11 protein-coding genes are annotated in these 13,892 nt (G+C 44.3%); 8 read left to right on the top strand and 3 right to left on the bottom strand.

Annotated elements, in window-relative coordinates:
* Positions 1 to 133 precede the first annotated feature (133 nt).
* The 6 genes from ACKKE8_RS03970 to ACKKE8_RS03995 all read left to right on the top strand — a co-directional run bounded on the left by ACKKE8_RS03970 (position 134) and on the right by ACKKE8_RS03995 (position 6,835).
* Positions 134 to 1,369 (top strand): branched-chain amino acid ABC transporter substrate-binding protein, encoded by a 1,236-nt coding sequence (locus ACKKE8_RS03970; protein ID WP_409177006.1) that lies wholly within the window; start codon positions 134 to 136, stop codon positions 1,367 to 1,369.
* 60 nt (positions 1,370 to 1,429) lie between these two features.
* Positions 1,430 to 2,476: a branched-chain amino acid ABC transporter permease gene (locus ACKKE8_RS03975; RefSeq protein ID WP_409177007.1), complete on the top strand. Its 1,047-nt coding sequence runs from the start codon at positions 1,430 to 1,432 to the stop codon at positions 2,474 to 2,476.
* Positions 2,477 to 2,485: 9 nt separating this feature from the next.
* Positions 2,486 to 3,769: a branched-chain amino acid ABC transporter permease gene (locus tag ACKKE8_RS03980; RefSeq protein ID WP_409177008.1), complete on the top strand. Its 1,284-nt coding sequence runs from the start codon at positions 2,486 to 2,488 to the stop codon at positions 3,767 to 3,769.
* A gap of 21 nt (positions 3,770 to 3,790) precedes the next feature.
* Entirely contained in the window at positions 3,791 to 4,567 is a 777-nt protein-coding gene (locus ACKKE8_RS03985; protein ID WP_409177009.1) for an ABC transporter ATP-binding protein, read from the top strand.
* A gap of 14 nt (positions 4,568 to 4,581) precedes the next feature.
* Positions 4,582 to 5,289, top strand: a complete 708-nt coding sequence (locus ACKKE8_RS03990) for an ABC transporter ATP-binding protein (RefSeq protein ID WP_409177010.1) — start codon at positions 4,582 to 4,584, stop codon at positions 5,287 to 5,289.
* 82 nt (positions 5,290 to 5,371) lie between these two features.
* Positions 5,372 to 6,835 (top strand): PLP-dependent aminotransferase family protein, encoded by a 1,464-nt coding sequence (locus tag ACKKE8_RS03995; RefSeq protein WP_409177011.1) that lies wholly within the window; start codon positions 5,372 to 5,374, stop codon positions 6,833 to 6,835.
* A gap of 308 nt (positions 6,836 to 7,143) precedes the next feature.
* On the opposite strand, the gene ACKKE8_RS04000 is transcribed toward ACKKE8_RS03995, so the two are convergent.
* The gene (locus tag ACKKE8_RS04000; protein WP_409177012.1) at positions 7,144 to 7,680 is read right to left on the bottom strand and encodes a hypothetical protein; all 537 of its coding nucleotides are present in this window, start codon (positions 7,678 to 7,680) and stop codon (positions 7,144 to 7,146) included.
* An 876-nt stretch (positions 7,681 to 8,556) separates the two neighbouring features.
* Between ACKKE8_RS04000 and ACKKE8_RS04005 the strand changes: the two genes are divergently transcribed.
* Positions 8,557 to 10,455: a C1 family peptidase gene (locus tag ACKKE8_RS04005; protein WP_409177013.1), complete on the top strand. Its 1,899-nt coding sequence runs from the start codon at positions 8,557 to 8,559 to the stop codon at positions 10,453 to 10,455.
* Between the two features lie 682 nt (positions 10,456 to 11,137).
* Here the strand turns inward: ACKKE8_RS04005 and ACKKE8_RS04010 are convergent.
* Complete coding sequence (locus ACKKE8_RS04010) at positions 11,138 to 11,590, bottom strand: hypothetical protein (RefSeq protein WP_409177014.1); 453 nt, start codon at positions 11,588 to 11,590, stop codon at positions 11,138 to 11,140.
* A gap of 52 nt (positions 11,591 to 11,642) precedes the next feature.
* On the opposite strand from ACKKE8_RS04010, the gene ACKKE8_RS04015 reads away from it, so the two are divergent.
* The gene (locus ACKKE8_RS04015; protein WP_409177015.1) at positions 11,643 to 12,617 is read left to right on the top strand and encodes a hypothetical protein; all 975 of its coding nucleotides are present in this window, start codon (positions 11,643 to 11,645) and stop codon (positions 12,615 to 12,617) included.
* Positions 12,618 to 13,096: 479 nt separating this feature from the next.
* On the opposite strand, the gene ACKKE8_RS04020 is transcribed toward ACKKE8_RS04015, so the two are convergent.
* Positions 13,097 to 13,858, bottom strand: coding sequence for an IclR family transcriptional regulator (locus tag ACKKE8_RS04020; RefSeq protein WP_409177016.1), 762 nt, complete (start codon positions 13,856 to 13,858; stop codon positions 13,097 to 13,099).
* Positions 13,859 to 13,892: the final 34 nt, after the last annotated feature.

A 13,892-nucleotide genomic window follows, 5' to 3' on the forward strand; every position in this document is an offset into this window, starting at 1 on the left:
AAAATAAAAACAACCAAGCCTCATCTATCTTTATCCCCGAAGAGTCATTATTTATGAAAGTCGCAACCTGGCTAACAAGGTAGATGGACTGGGTAACAAGAACAAAGAATGATAAAAGGGGGATTCATTCTGAATGAAAAAGCGTTCTTATGTCGGGGTTTTATCTGCGGTATTGGCTGCGAGTATGGCATTAACAGGTTGCGCAGGAAACAGTAATTCAAGCGGCGGAAGTAACGCAAGCGGGGGACAAAGTCAACCAGCTCCAGGCAACAGTGGTGGAGGAACGACCGAGGGTGGTCTCATCAAAATTGCCACACAATCCCCTCTGTCCGGGAGCAATTCCGCTATTGGAGATGCGATTAAGACTGGCGCAGGTTACGCTCTCCAACAGCGCAAGGAAGAGTTTAAAGCACTTGGCTTTGACCTCCAGCTTTTCCCTCAGGATGATCAAGGCGACCCGAAAATTGGGGTATCCAATGCGGAGATGCTTATCTCTGATCCCGATGTGTACGGTGTAGTTGGGCACTATAACACAGGTGTTGCCATTCCATCGTCTGTGAAGTACGAGGAAGGCAAGCTGGTCATGGTATCCCCGGCAAATACAGGGGTGAAGCTCACGGAGGAAGGCAAGAAAACCGTCCATCGAATTTGTGCTCGCGATGACGCACAAGGACCAAAGGCTGCTCTTTATGCAAAAAATACACTTGGTGTAAAAACGGCCTATATTATCCATGATAAGACAGCATACGGCCAAGGTCTGAGCGATCAAGTGAAGATGCAATTCGAAAAGGACGGAGTCCAAATCCTTGGCTTCGAGGGCATTACCCAGGGCGAAAAGGACTACAGCGCGGTACTTAACCAGGTAACGGTGAAAAAACCGGACATCATCTTTTTCGGCGGTCTTTATCCAGAAGGTGGAATTTTGGTCAAGCAAGCTCGTGAAAAAGGATTTAAGGGTTATTTTATGGGTGGCGACGGCTTGGATTCTTCTGATATGATAAAAATAGCCGGTGATGCTGTCGAAGGTGTAGTCTTTACGTCAGTAGCAGGGGACGTAACGCAAACCGAAGAGGGCAAGAAATGGGCTGAAGAGTACAAAAAAGCCACAAGCAAGCCTCTGGAAACCTATTCCGTCTACGGTTTCGACTCCATGAACGTCATCCTCAATGGTGTTTTGGAAGCTACCAAAGCGAACGGAGGCAAAAAACCAACCCGCGAGCAAGTCCTCGATGCAGTTCACAAAACCAAAGATTTTCAGGGTCAATTTACCAAGGTTACCTTTGATGAAAAAGGTGACAACACAAATGCAGATGTATTCATTTACAAGTTTGACAAGGACAAATCCATTTTCGTAGGCAAGGCCGAGTAATCACACCACACAACGCGCACACACTCCCATGCCTCATATCAGGATAGGGGCTGCACGCCGGTGTTGGCCCCTTTTCCACGAGAAAACAAGTCCAGTCAACGGAATGAATGCAGAAAATTTGTACAAGTTTACAAGAGAAATGAGGGATGGGAAAGCATGATCAACATTTTGCCTCAGGTGTTGGTGGACGGATTGACACTTGGATTTATGTACGCAGTCGTGGCTTTAGGTTACACAATGGTTTACGGGATTTTGGAAATTATCAACTTTGCCCATGGAGACATTTTCATGGTCGGAGCCTTTATCGGTACAGAGGTATTATTGATCTCTGATGCGCTAGGGGCACTTGAAGGTATGAATTCATTTGTCGCACTTTTCATAACACTCATAATTGCCATGGTATTAACTGGTGCTTTGGGGGTAGGAATTGAGAGGATTGCCTATCGACCATTACGCGGAGCACCTCGTCTTGTGCCGTTGATTTCGGCGATTGGCGTATCGTTTTTGCTGCAGGACCTCGTACGATTTACAGAAGCACTGGCTCGGAATGAGTTTTATTTGAACAGTCCCGCTCTTTTTACAGGTTCGATTCCATTAGGAAGTATAGCTACGATTCCAACAAAAGGATTGATCGTAATTGTAATTGCGATCGTCATGATGATTGCGTTGACGTTGTTTGTGAATAAAACAAAGTGGGGAATCGCCATGCGCGCCGTCGCACAAGACCAGAGTACGGCTTCGCTGATGACCATAAATGTAAACAAAGTAATCATGCTTACGTTTTTGATTGGCTCCAGCCTGGGTGGCGCTACAGGTGTTCTGTTTGCGCAAAACTACGGGACGATCGATCCGTATATCGGTTTTATTCTTGGTCTAAAAGCATTTACAGCTGCCGTACTCGGTGGGATTGGGAACCTGCGTGGTGCGATGATCGGTGGTGTACTCCTCGGTCTTCTCGAATCCTTGTCCGGTGCCTTTATGGGGCCGTTGACCAACGGAGCCTTTGGTGCAGAGTACAAAGACGTGTTTGCGTTCAGTATTTTAATTCTCGTGCTTCTTTTCAAGCCGGAAGGACTGTTTGGCGAAGCTGTAAAAGAGAAAGTGTAGGTGAAATAAATGGCAAATTTCGCTTGGAAATCGTTTAAAGGCATTCCGCTCGTATTCACGTTGATCTGGATTGTAGCTTTTTCTGCCGCGTTGTACCTCATGGATAAATCGGTCATCGCTTTTCTCGGCATTCTTTCTTCCATTGTGCTTGTCTATTACACCAATACCTCCAAGACGATCAAAATGGTGATTGGCGCTATCGTTCTCCTCCTGATCATTCCGTTGGTAGCGGGTGAAAACCGATACTATATGGAAGTAGCTTCACAGGTAGGCATCTACGTAGCGATGGCTTTGGGCTTGAATATCGTAGTAGGCTTTGCAGGTCTGCTTGACTTGGGTTACGTCGCATTTTTTGCAGCAGGGGCGTATGCGTACGCGATTTTCTCGACCTCGCAAGCGAATGAGTTTATTGCAGGGAATCTGTTCCCGCTCTCCGGCGAGTGGTTTTGGCCATTTCTCATAGTCGGCTTGATTGTGGCTGCTGTTTTCGGAATATTGCTAGGATTGCCAGTTCTCAGAGTAAAAGGGGATTACCTCGCGATCGTGACCTTGGGCTTTGGTGAAATCATTCGTATTGTTTTCAACAACCTGGACAAGCCCATCAACATCACGAACGGTCCGCAGGGAATCACGCCGATTCCGTCTCCTGAGTTGTTTGGGATCAAAATGGGGACGCCGTTTTACTTTTACTTCATCGTGCTGTTTGTGATTGCCTTTATCGTTTTGGCGAATATACGCTTTGAGCATTCCCGTTTGGGACGTGCATGGATTGCGGTACGTGAGGACGAGCTGGCTGCCCAGTCCATGGGGATTTCCTTGTTGAATACCAAGCTGGCTGCATTTGCATTGGGTGCTTCCTTCGCAGGTGTCGTCGGTGTTATCTTTGCGGCCAAACAGACGTTTATCGATCCGACTTCCTTTACGCTGATGGAATCGATCGGGATATTGGTCATGGTTATTCTGGGTGGTAGTGGCAGCATTCCAGGCGTTGTGCTTGGTGCCGCTTTTGTCACAATCTTGCAGGTACAGCTGTTAAAAGAATTCTCCAACTTCCTGCACGGTCTGCAAAATGCGGGGATCATCAGTTTGCCGAACCAGCTGGACCCATCCAAGTTCCAGCGACTCATTTTCGGAATTATGCTCATTCTCGTTGCCTTGTATCGCCCTAACGGTTTGATTCCGGCCAAACGGAAGAAAAACGATCTCGATGCGATCAAAAATAGCGAGTTTGGCAAAGAAAAGCTGGGGATTCTCGGAAGACTGTCCCAATTGACTTCTGGAAAACAGTCATAGCGGACGAGGAGGGAAATGAGCATGGCATTGTTAGAGGCAAAAAATTTAACGAAGCGCTTTGGTGGCTTGGTAGCCAATCAAGACGTTTCGATTGCAATCGAAAAAGGAAGCATTACGGCGGTCATCGGTCCGAATGGAGCCGGAAAAACGACTTTTTTCAATATGATTACCGGATTTTACGAGCCAGATGAGGGAGAGATCCTGCTGAATGGCAAAAGCATCAAGAAGCTTCGTCCTGATCAGATCGCAAGTCGCGGTATCACCCGTACTTTTCAAAACATTCGTCTGTTCAAAGAAATGACGGCATTGGAAAATGTCATGGTAGGTGTGCATAGCCGCTTATCGGCTGGAATTCTCGGAATCCTGTTCAACTCCAAACGTGTACGCCAGGAGGAAGAGCGGACGCGCGTCGAGGCTTATCAGCTCATGGAGTATGTCGGGATCTCACATATTGCCAATGAAGCAGCAGGGAGTCTGCCTTACGGATTGCAACGCCGATTGGAAATTGCCCGGGCGATGGCGACCAATCCGCAAATCATTTTGCTCGATGAACCGGCGGCAGGGATGAACCCTCGCGAGACGGTTGAGATGACGGATTTTATTCGTCGGCTGAAAAAAGAGCTCGATTTGACGATTATCTTGATCGAGCATGATATGAAGCTGGTCATGGGACTTAGCGAATACATTCACGTGCTGGATTACGGGAGAAAAATTGCAGAAGGAACACCCGAACAAATCCGCAACAACCCTAACGTCATTGAGGCCTATCTCGGAAAAAGTGCGTCGGACGTGTCGTAGAAGGAGGAAAATCGATGGCATTGCTAGAGCTGACTAACGTTCATACGTATTACGGCGGCATCCACGCATTAAAAGGATTGAGCATGACGGTAAACGAGGGCGAAGTGGTGACGCTGATCGGTTCCAACGGGGCAGGTAAATCGACCACGTTGAAAACGATATGTGCGCAGACCCGTGCCAAAGAAGGAAAAGTCATCTTTAATGGCAAAGACATTACGCAGATGCGTACCCATGATATTGCCTTAGCAGGAATCGCCCACGTTCCGGAAGGTCGCCGTATTTTTCCAAAGCTGACCGTACGCGAGAATTTGGAGATGGGTGCCTTCAGTGTATCTGATAAAAAAGTGATCGAAGAAGGAATCGAGCGTGCCTTTGCTTACTTTCCACGACTGAAAGAACGGGTTAGTCAAAAAGGTGGCACGATGTCCGGGGGCGAGCAGCAAATGCTGGCGATTGCTCGTGGACTGATGATGAAGCCCAAAATTCTCATGCTCGATGAACCGTCGATGGGATTGGCACCGATTTTGGTGGAGCAGATTTTTGACATCGTTACGGAGCTGAACAAGGAAGGCATGACGATTCTCTTGGTCGAGCAAAATGCGAATCAGGCGCTGTCTGTCGCGCATCGCGGTTATGTGATTCAGACAGGCGAAATTATTTTGAAAGACGACGCCCAGACATTATTGATGAATCCGCAGGTAAGAGAGGCGTATTTGGCGTAATATTGGTGTAATAGAAACGTGAGTACCGATGGGGATTTTTGTCTCCGTCGGTTTTTCATTTCGTCAGCGAGGAGGATGGAGTTTGCTAGATATTAGTCCCCGCTTTGTAGAAGGGAGCGAGCCTCTCTATCTACAGCTTTATCGCTATTTTTGTACAGAGATCCAAGGGAGACGCTTGATCTCCGGGACGCGTCTGCCTTCTGTTCGGGCATTGAGCGGATTTTTGCATGTGAGTAAAACGACTGTCGAGAGTGCCTATCACCAGCTCATGGCAGAAGGCTACATCGAGAGTCGGGAGCGCAGCGGATTTTATGTGGTCGATGTGGACTGGGATGGGCCAGTGCCTATACCCACAGGAAAAGGGCAGCAACCAGTTAAAACGGTTCACGTCCAAACGCCTCCACCTACGCCCTCACCAGTCTCGATCCAATATGATTTTCACCAAGCGCGCGTAGATGCCGAGCATTTTCCTTTTGACCGTTGGCGCAAGTACACCAACCAATGCATGCAGGAAGAAAACAAGCATGTGCTCTACTACGGCGACCAACAAGGCGAGCCACAGCTGCGGGAGGAGCTCGCACGCTATCTCGGACGTGCTCGCGGTGTACAAGCTACGCCGGAACAAATTGTGATCGGTGCGGGAACGCAGGTGATGATCAGCTTATTGGGGTTCTTATTCGGGACACGTGGGCAGGCTGTTGCGATGGAAGAGCCGGGCTATCACGGTGTACGTGCCGTGTTTTCCCATTTGGGCTATGATGTGCGCCCGATCAGGCTGGCGGAGGATGGGATTGATGTGGATGCGCTCAGTGAGAGTGGAGCGCAGCTGGTTTATATCACTCCGTCTCATCAGGACCCGTCTGGAATTGTCATGCCGTATGCCAAACGGCTGAAGCTGCTAAACTGGGCGTATCAGACAGGAAGCTACATCATGGAGGACGACTACGATGGTGAGTTTCGCTATCATGGCAAGCCGATTCCTTCGCTTCAAGGGTTGGATACGCAGGGACGCGTCATTTATTTGGGGACGTTCTCCAAGGCGTTGCTGCCGTCGATTCGGATGAGCTATATGGTTTTGCCACAAACGTTATTGGCGGTGTTTCAGGAGAAATTGGCGGATTTTGACCAGTCGGCATCGCGTATTCATCAGGAAACGCTGGCCTTGTTCATGAAAAATGGCGATTGGGAGCGGCATATTCGCAAGATGCGCACGCTTTACCGCAAAAAGCATGGGGCGCTGCTTCAGTGCTTGCAGGAACACTTTGGGGCGTACATCCGGGTCAAGGGCCAGGATGCCGGGCTGTCCGTGACGGTAGAAGTGAAAAGTGAGAGCACTCCGCAACAGTTGAGGCAAATTGCGGCTGCATCAGGGGTACGTGTCTATCCAACCGCACACAAATGGATTCATCCACAGGAAAATGGACTGCCTGCTTTTCAGTTCGGATTCGGGGGGCAGACCATCGAGGAGATAGAGGGTGGCATTCGTTTGTTGAAACGTGTATGGGAGCCATATTTGCACAAGGATATGGGCGAGGAAGGCAAATAAATACCCAATCCAAGGGATCGGGTGAAGGAAAGATGCGTTTAAGTTAACCAATCGACTAAAAAAGACAGTGACATGATCGTGTTATGTGTGTATTTCTGGAACTTTTTAAACACGAGAACACCTCCAGAAATAGTATTTACGAAATGATACCATACCGAAGTTGTTATTAACTAGTGAGAGGTTCATTGTATTTTACTAATTAGTTAGGGTGTAAAGGTTAACCACACGTTTCCTATGGATTAGACTATCCTAGTTAAACAAAAAAGAAAAAATGAAGCAGCATCCCAAAAAGGGAGCGCTGTTAATACTTAGGGGACGTACTGTTCTGTAATTTTTGTGATGACTCCATTCGTTACTTCAATGTGGAATGGTAGCTGATAAGGAATTCCTTTGGATAGCACGAACTTTTTAAAAGTATCGGTGTTTACTGATTCATTCCAATGGAAATTGTCATCTTTTGTAGAGTTGGTTTGAAGAGTAAAGGAAGCCTTTGGAGATACTTCAAACGTTCTAATTTTGGGACTGTTATTACGAATGTAATAAGGCATTGGATAGTCCTCTTTTTCTAATGGATGATCTTGACGATAAGCTTTTACTGCTGCCTCACCGAAAAACCATTGAATATAGTCAAGAGAGACAACTAGTTTTCCATTTTTCACTTGTAACGTTTTCACATATGCCATTGATTTTTCAATGGTATTTCCTTGTTTATCCTTGCTATTTATTGGAACAAGTACTTGGGGAGGAACAGGTGCAACCGCTCCTTGGGGTGAACCTGCATGAGCGTCAGTAACAAACAATGAACAGAATAGCAAAGAAGAAAGCAACAAAGATGTTTTTCTCATAATGGGGTGTCATTTCCTTTCGATTTGCATGTAATACGATTCACAATTAGTATGACGAAAAACTAACTAGACCGTTTCGCCTCAAGAAGCAAAATTTTACATAATATTTTAGCAAGAGTGAAGTACATGGAACCGATGCTCCAAAGTGGAGCATTAGTCTTACAGAGTTAGTTTTCTAGGTGTGACAGATCATTTGCATAAAATAAGGTTCTCAAGATGGCGCGGCTTGTCTGCTCCCATTTGTTTCTTTTTTTGTTCCACATTTCTTCTTCTATGGTTATGTACGGAAGGAGGACCAAGCATCAGTATTTCTAAGTAAGTTTCGAAGATGCAGCGAGACTCAATCGTGAGTTAATTCAGCTCGGCTATAGGAATTACTATCTACAGCAGCATGAACACCTGATGGCCTTTGTTTTCAAACCCGTTACCGCATATATACGTTCGCCAAAACTAATTATTTCACGGGCTTTCCACGATAGGAAATTGGAAAGATGAGCGCTCAATTGGATTTATAGAAAGTACGTGAGCTATTAAAAACCTACTCCTCAATGAAAGCTACCGTGGAAATCTTTACAGTCGAAAAATACTTCCCGGATATGCGGTGCTTTTTTATTTTCAAAAACTCAATAGGATGAATTTGCTAGGCTTACAGTTAGTTACAAAAGTTTACACTCTAGGCGATTTCAGCGAGCGAATAAGACTCTTTGATAAAATGGAGACAAGCAAATAGGAAAATAGCCACTCGGACAAACGGGTGGCTATTTTCCGTTGTCTAGGTGCATACAGGGTCCGCTACTCTGTTGCCAGGGGGATCGGGTTTAACTTGATCCTCATGGATCGGAGAGCAAACAAAAACCAGTTAAGGGAGAGGGTTTTGTGAGTAATTTTGAAAATCGTGGGTTGGGGTTAATTAAACGTAGCGGTACTGAAAAAGTTACAGCTTTTGATTCTACACAAGTTTTTACAATTAACGCTGCCGCGCTTCCTGCATCACTCAATTTGAGAAGTTATTTTACTGCGATTAAAGCTCAGGGAGATTGGAACACTTGTGTAGCTTTCTCTACATGTGCACTCGTAGAGTATTACTTGAAAAGATACAACGGTGTGACGATAGACTTATCGGAGTCGATGGCGCATCATCCGACCTTAGGTAGCGAAGGTGCATGGTTAGAGTCAGCTGCTGAAAAAATGAAAGCCCGTGGTATATGTACCGAAGTTTTAAGACAATATCCTTCGAGTTCCGAAGGATATAAATTCTCTGAAACACTCACTGCTGGACAAATGAGTGATGCGTTAACACGTTTGCTGAAAACTGTAAATCGTATGACTCCATCTAATTACCGATCAATCATTAAACAGTCATTAGTGGACGGAAATCCAGTTCTTGCGGGTCTGGATGTCTACGGTAATTTTAACGCACCGGTTGGGGGGATTGTCGGACCGCATGACGGAACTGGTTATCGAGGGGCACATGCTGTCGTAATTGTAGGTTATGATGACAGTATTGCGGGTGGCTCTTGGTTGATTCGCAATTCTTGGGGAACAACTTGGGGTGATAGTGGTTACGCATGGTATCCCTTCGCTGAATTTGAAAAGGTCTATCATAACGAGTTTGTAACGATCTCGTTAGAATCTAACCCGGGTGCAGTATTCCATGAGGACTTTGAAGACGACTCTATGACGATTCCGTTTTCCGGCGATTGGGTACGAACTGCAAAAAACGCATTGAATGGATCATACGCGTATACGAACAAAGATATTACGCATTCCCAAAATGCAAAGACGTCATTCAAGGTAACCGTACCATCCTCTACGACTAATGCGTACCTTTCGTTTTTCTTCAAATTGTCAACTGAGTATCTAAAAGACTATTTTACTGTGTCTGTTGGAGGAACGGGAATCAGATATTTGTCTGGCCAGGACACTGTATCACAATGGTACACTTACAAGCTTCCGATAGGCACGTCAGAAGTAACATTTGAGTACAGTAAAGATGCCACAGGCGATGCTTACGATGATGCCGCATATATTGACTGCGTTGTAGTTCGCGGAACTGGAGTAACTGTCAGTGTAGGTTCGGGAGGCGGAGGAGCGGTTCCAGGAAATGCAAGTGTATCAATTACTAGTAGTACTTCAAATAGTCTCACACTCTCGATGTCAGCATCCGGTGCAACAAGCTACAATGTATACCGTAGCACATCACCGTCTGGGACGTACTCACTAGTTGCATCTGGTGTAACCTCTCCATACACAAATACCGGGCTATCTTCAAACACAACGTATTATTATAAGGTTGCTGGCGTAAATAGTTTTGGAACAGGACCTCAATCAGCATATGCTTATAGTACGACAAATAATAGTGGGGGAGTAACGCCAACTACCATTGTGGAGGACTTTTCAGATAGTAGTTTTGATCCGCGATTGAATCTATCACTTGGTGGATGGGAATATGATTCTTCTGTAGGTTATATTTCTGTAATTGTTGATTCAACTGCTTCAAAAAGTGTAACACTAAATGTAGATATTCCATCTGGTGCTACCTCAAGAACTTTGAAGCTTGACCATAAAGGAATGGTTTTCGGAGGTAGTGGCGTTTATCATACTCAAGTTTTCGTTAATGGAGCTTTGAAACACACGTTTACTGAATCCGGCTCCCAATGGAGAACACAAACAATCAATCTTGGTACAGGTTACCAGACTATTGAAATCCGAGCTTCTTCTACTTTAAGTGCATGGGCTTCGGCGATCGATAATATTGTTGTTAGTTGGAAGTAATAAACAGTTTTTTAGTTTTTAAATATTTAATACTTTTATTTCTGAGCCCAATTAATCTTGGGCTCTTTTTCTATTTGTATAACAAACCTGTTGAAGCCCACAGCCATTGCAGCTCTAGTAGCATTAAATTCTGAAAGATACTCCATAACAATAAAGCCTCTGCTTTTCAGTCATTTGAACAGCAGGACATGCCAATGCTTACTGACTAATGGTTTGCCCGCTAGTGAAAGCAGCTCATAAGTACTTATAAGAAGGCATACGGGCTGTCTCCACTCTGTTCAAAGTGAAGACTGGCAACAACAGGCCAAACATTTTCATTTCTGATCAATTGGAAGAGTTTATCCAAGAGTTGACCAACTATATGTATCCAGAAGATATTTATGGTGATCGGGCTGAGGGGCCTCTGAAAGTAAATGTCCACTCAATGGATGGGCCTCGGTATCTGGTCTGGAATAGCAAGGTATTCCAACAGTTGCTGATCATTCAGTTTAAAGTCATCCCGTGGAAGATTCTAAATAGTTATTAATGGATTACATCTATATTAGAAGTTAGAAAGTAGCACGTTAAAAAAATATATAATTTTACATTAATCTATAAAATTGACAATAATATACAAAATGTGATAAAAAAGGGGTGTTGATGGTATTTTTTACCACATTTTGTATTGGAGGTGAAATTTCATCTATTTCATAAGTGAAATTAGTCTTTTGGCGGATTCACTATTTGAGGGGTTAGAAGATAATGCTTCGATGCATTTAATAAACTCTTCTAATTCTTGGGGATTATCATCGATCGTCGCATGTTGAGAATTTTGAAAGTAGTTTTCTAGCATGTATCCGTAACTAAGTACGTTCTTGGCTTCTTCAGTTGTACCTACAGTAAATGAGGTACTATCTACAAGGATTTGAACTTTACTAGCGTGTGAAAGCGCTAATTTAAATTTTGTATCCCAATCAGTGCTTTGCCTTAATGATGTAGCGATAGACTTTAAACTTCTTTGAAAATCAACATCAATGCGTTCTTGGTAAAGTTCTAAATTACCTTTACTTTTTACCAATCCCCAAATCGTTAGAATATTAGTTACTACTAATGCAGCAATTAATGTAGAGACAAAGTATTTTTTACTAAATTTCAATGTAACCTCACCTTTTCGTTTTCTTTTAATTATATAACAAGGAGTGTAATAAATGTTAAAAAAAGCAAAAATGGCCATGTCGGCAGTGTTGCTTACATCTATATTTTTTATGAGTCCTACTATAATTTTGGCCAAATCTAATGACAATTTGAGTCAAGAAGAAATGAATAAACTAAAGGAAGTCTTTAAATTCTCTGATCAACACATAGAGGATTTAATAGAGGATGGATTTGTTCAAGATTATTTATCTATGCAAAAACCAGTAGTAAGTAAAAAAGAAGAATACTTTGAGCTAACAACTGAAGCAAGTGGCGACGTTGCAGTCGAGGAACTTACAAAAAAAGAGTTTGTTAGAAAGGTAAAAGAAAACCAAGAGGCCAACGAAGAGAAAGAAAAAGATGCGGAATCTGGTGTAATTTCGACGCGAGGACACGATGTTGAGGATAGTCATGATTATATTACTTTGGAGACATGGTTCATTTATGACGAAGTGGACTGGGATGCAAAAGCTTCTGCTCGTTTCGAGTTCGCAGATAATAGTTCAAACTATGGATTTACAGCAGCAAAACTCTATGACGACATTCTTGCCATTGGTGTTAGCGAAAATGGTCGACTAATGCCTGGTACTGAGGATTTTTCTCTGAAATATCGTTTATATGGATTCAACGGTGAATATGATAAGTATGGAGATCCTATTAATGAGTGGTACTCTGATAGTAAGACCGATAGTAAAGCAGATTTGCGGGACGCAGGTGGTTACGCATTTAACGTGAACTTCCCTAGTTTAAATAATAATAAAAGACAGTATATAAAAAATATAAGAGGCTATATGAAAGTCGATGTAGAACCTGAGGGTTCCTCTTGGGGCGGAGAGAGATATGATGTATTTAGCCATTATCTGCATACACAGTACAAAATACATTGGTCAGGTGCTGTCTCAATTCCTTTAGGTGGAAGTATTGCATTTGAATACGAAGATGATGTACAAAAAATTACAGGACACACCTCAGAGCGAATTCGCGATTAATCATTAGTACTTACTGTATCTGACGTTTAGTATAACGATTAAAATTAATTAATTGCATATCACTTAAAACAAAGAAGACATGTCGAAATATCGATAATGTCTTCTTTGTTTTAAGTAAAGATGCGGTAAGACGGCGTTCCGAGGAAAAGGGAAAGTCGAATAGCAAAATCGTCTTGAATTTCGCTCGCGAAATTACCGACCTCGGAACTTCATACATCGCCAGTAGCCCTATTCGCTACTCTCCCAATGAAGCGGGATTTGCCGCAATCAAGTTTGAACTCCCAAGAAATCATGGACTGGCCGATTTTGGTCTCTACGCTACGGTCTTGCATTGAACAGCGAGGATGCGCAGGAGTCCGCTGTGCGTCGGGGGCTTTCATCTACAGCGGGTGCTGGGTGAGTCAACATAAAGAGAAACCTCCTGTCATCAGAGAGCAGACTGATGAACAGGAGGTTTTTTCATGCCACTCAAGCAAATTTCAAGACATTCGATACCCTAACTGTGCCGACATCGCACGTACCGTCGCTAACGTTTCTTGTAAAATCTCTTCTTTTTTCGGCATCACGCGATCAGAAGGACCGATGACACTGACGGATGCAGTTACGTGTCCAGTTGAATCAAAAATCGGGGCAGCGATTCCGGTTACGCCTGTGTTGCGTCGATTCGAGCTGATTTCATAGCCTCGCTCGCGGATCGTCACCAAGTCCTCTTTGATTTGCTCGACCGACGTGTACGAATGAGGCGTGTAGCTTTTCAGCGGATGTTCCTGCAAAATCTCATCCTGAAACTCCTCTGGCTGATAGGCGAGCAAAACCCTGGCGGCGGAGGTAGAGTAAAGGGGAAAACGCCGGAAGGATTCTACGGTAAACCGAACAGGATGAAGCGAATCCTCTTTGGCTACATAAATCGCATCCTTGGAATCTTGTACACATAAGACCGCCAATTCGTTTGTCCGAGAGACAAGCTGGTCTAAGAACGGTTTGGAAAAATCAACGATATCGTGATTCGTGAGCACCTTCGTGCCCAGCTCCAAAAGCGTGTAGCCAAGCGTATACTGCTTGGTTTTTTCATTTTGGCGGATAAAGCCTTCAGACTCCAGCGTGGACAGGAGCTTGTGAACGGCTCCCTTAGACAGCTGGAGCTTTTTGCTGAGCTCCGTTACCCCGAGTTCCTTTGGCGAATCGAGAAATATTTTTAACAGCCGACAGCCATTTCGAACAGAAGACAATACTTGGTCCATACAAACGTCTCCTTTGCTTACATTAGCCTTATTT

This window comes from Brevibacillus fortis, assembly GCF_046196545.1.
GTDB classification, from domain to species: domain Bacteria; phylum Bacillota; class Bacilli; order Brevibacillales; family Brevibacillaceae; genus Brevibacillus; species Brevibacillus fortis_A.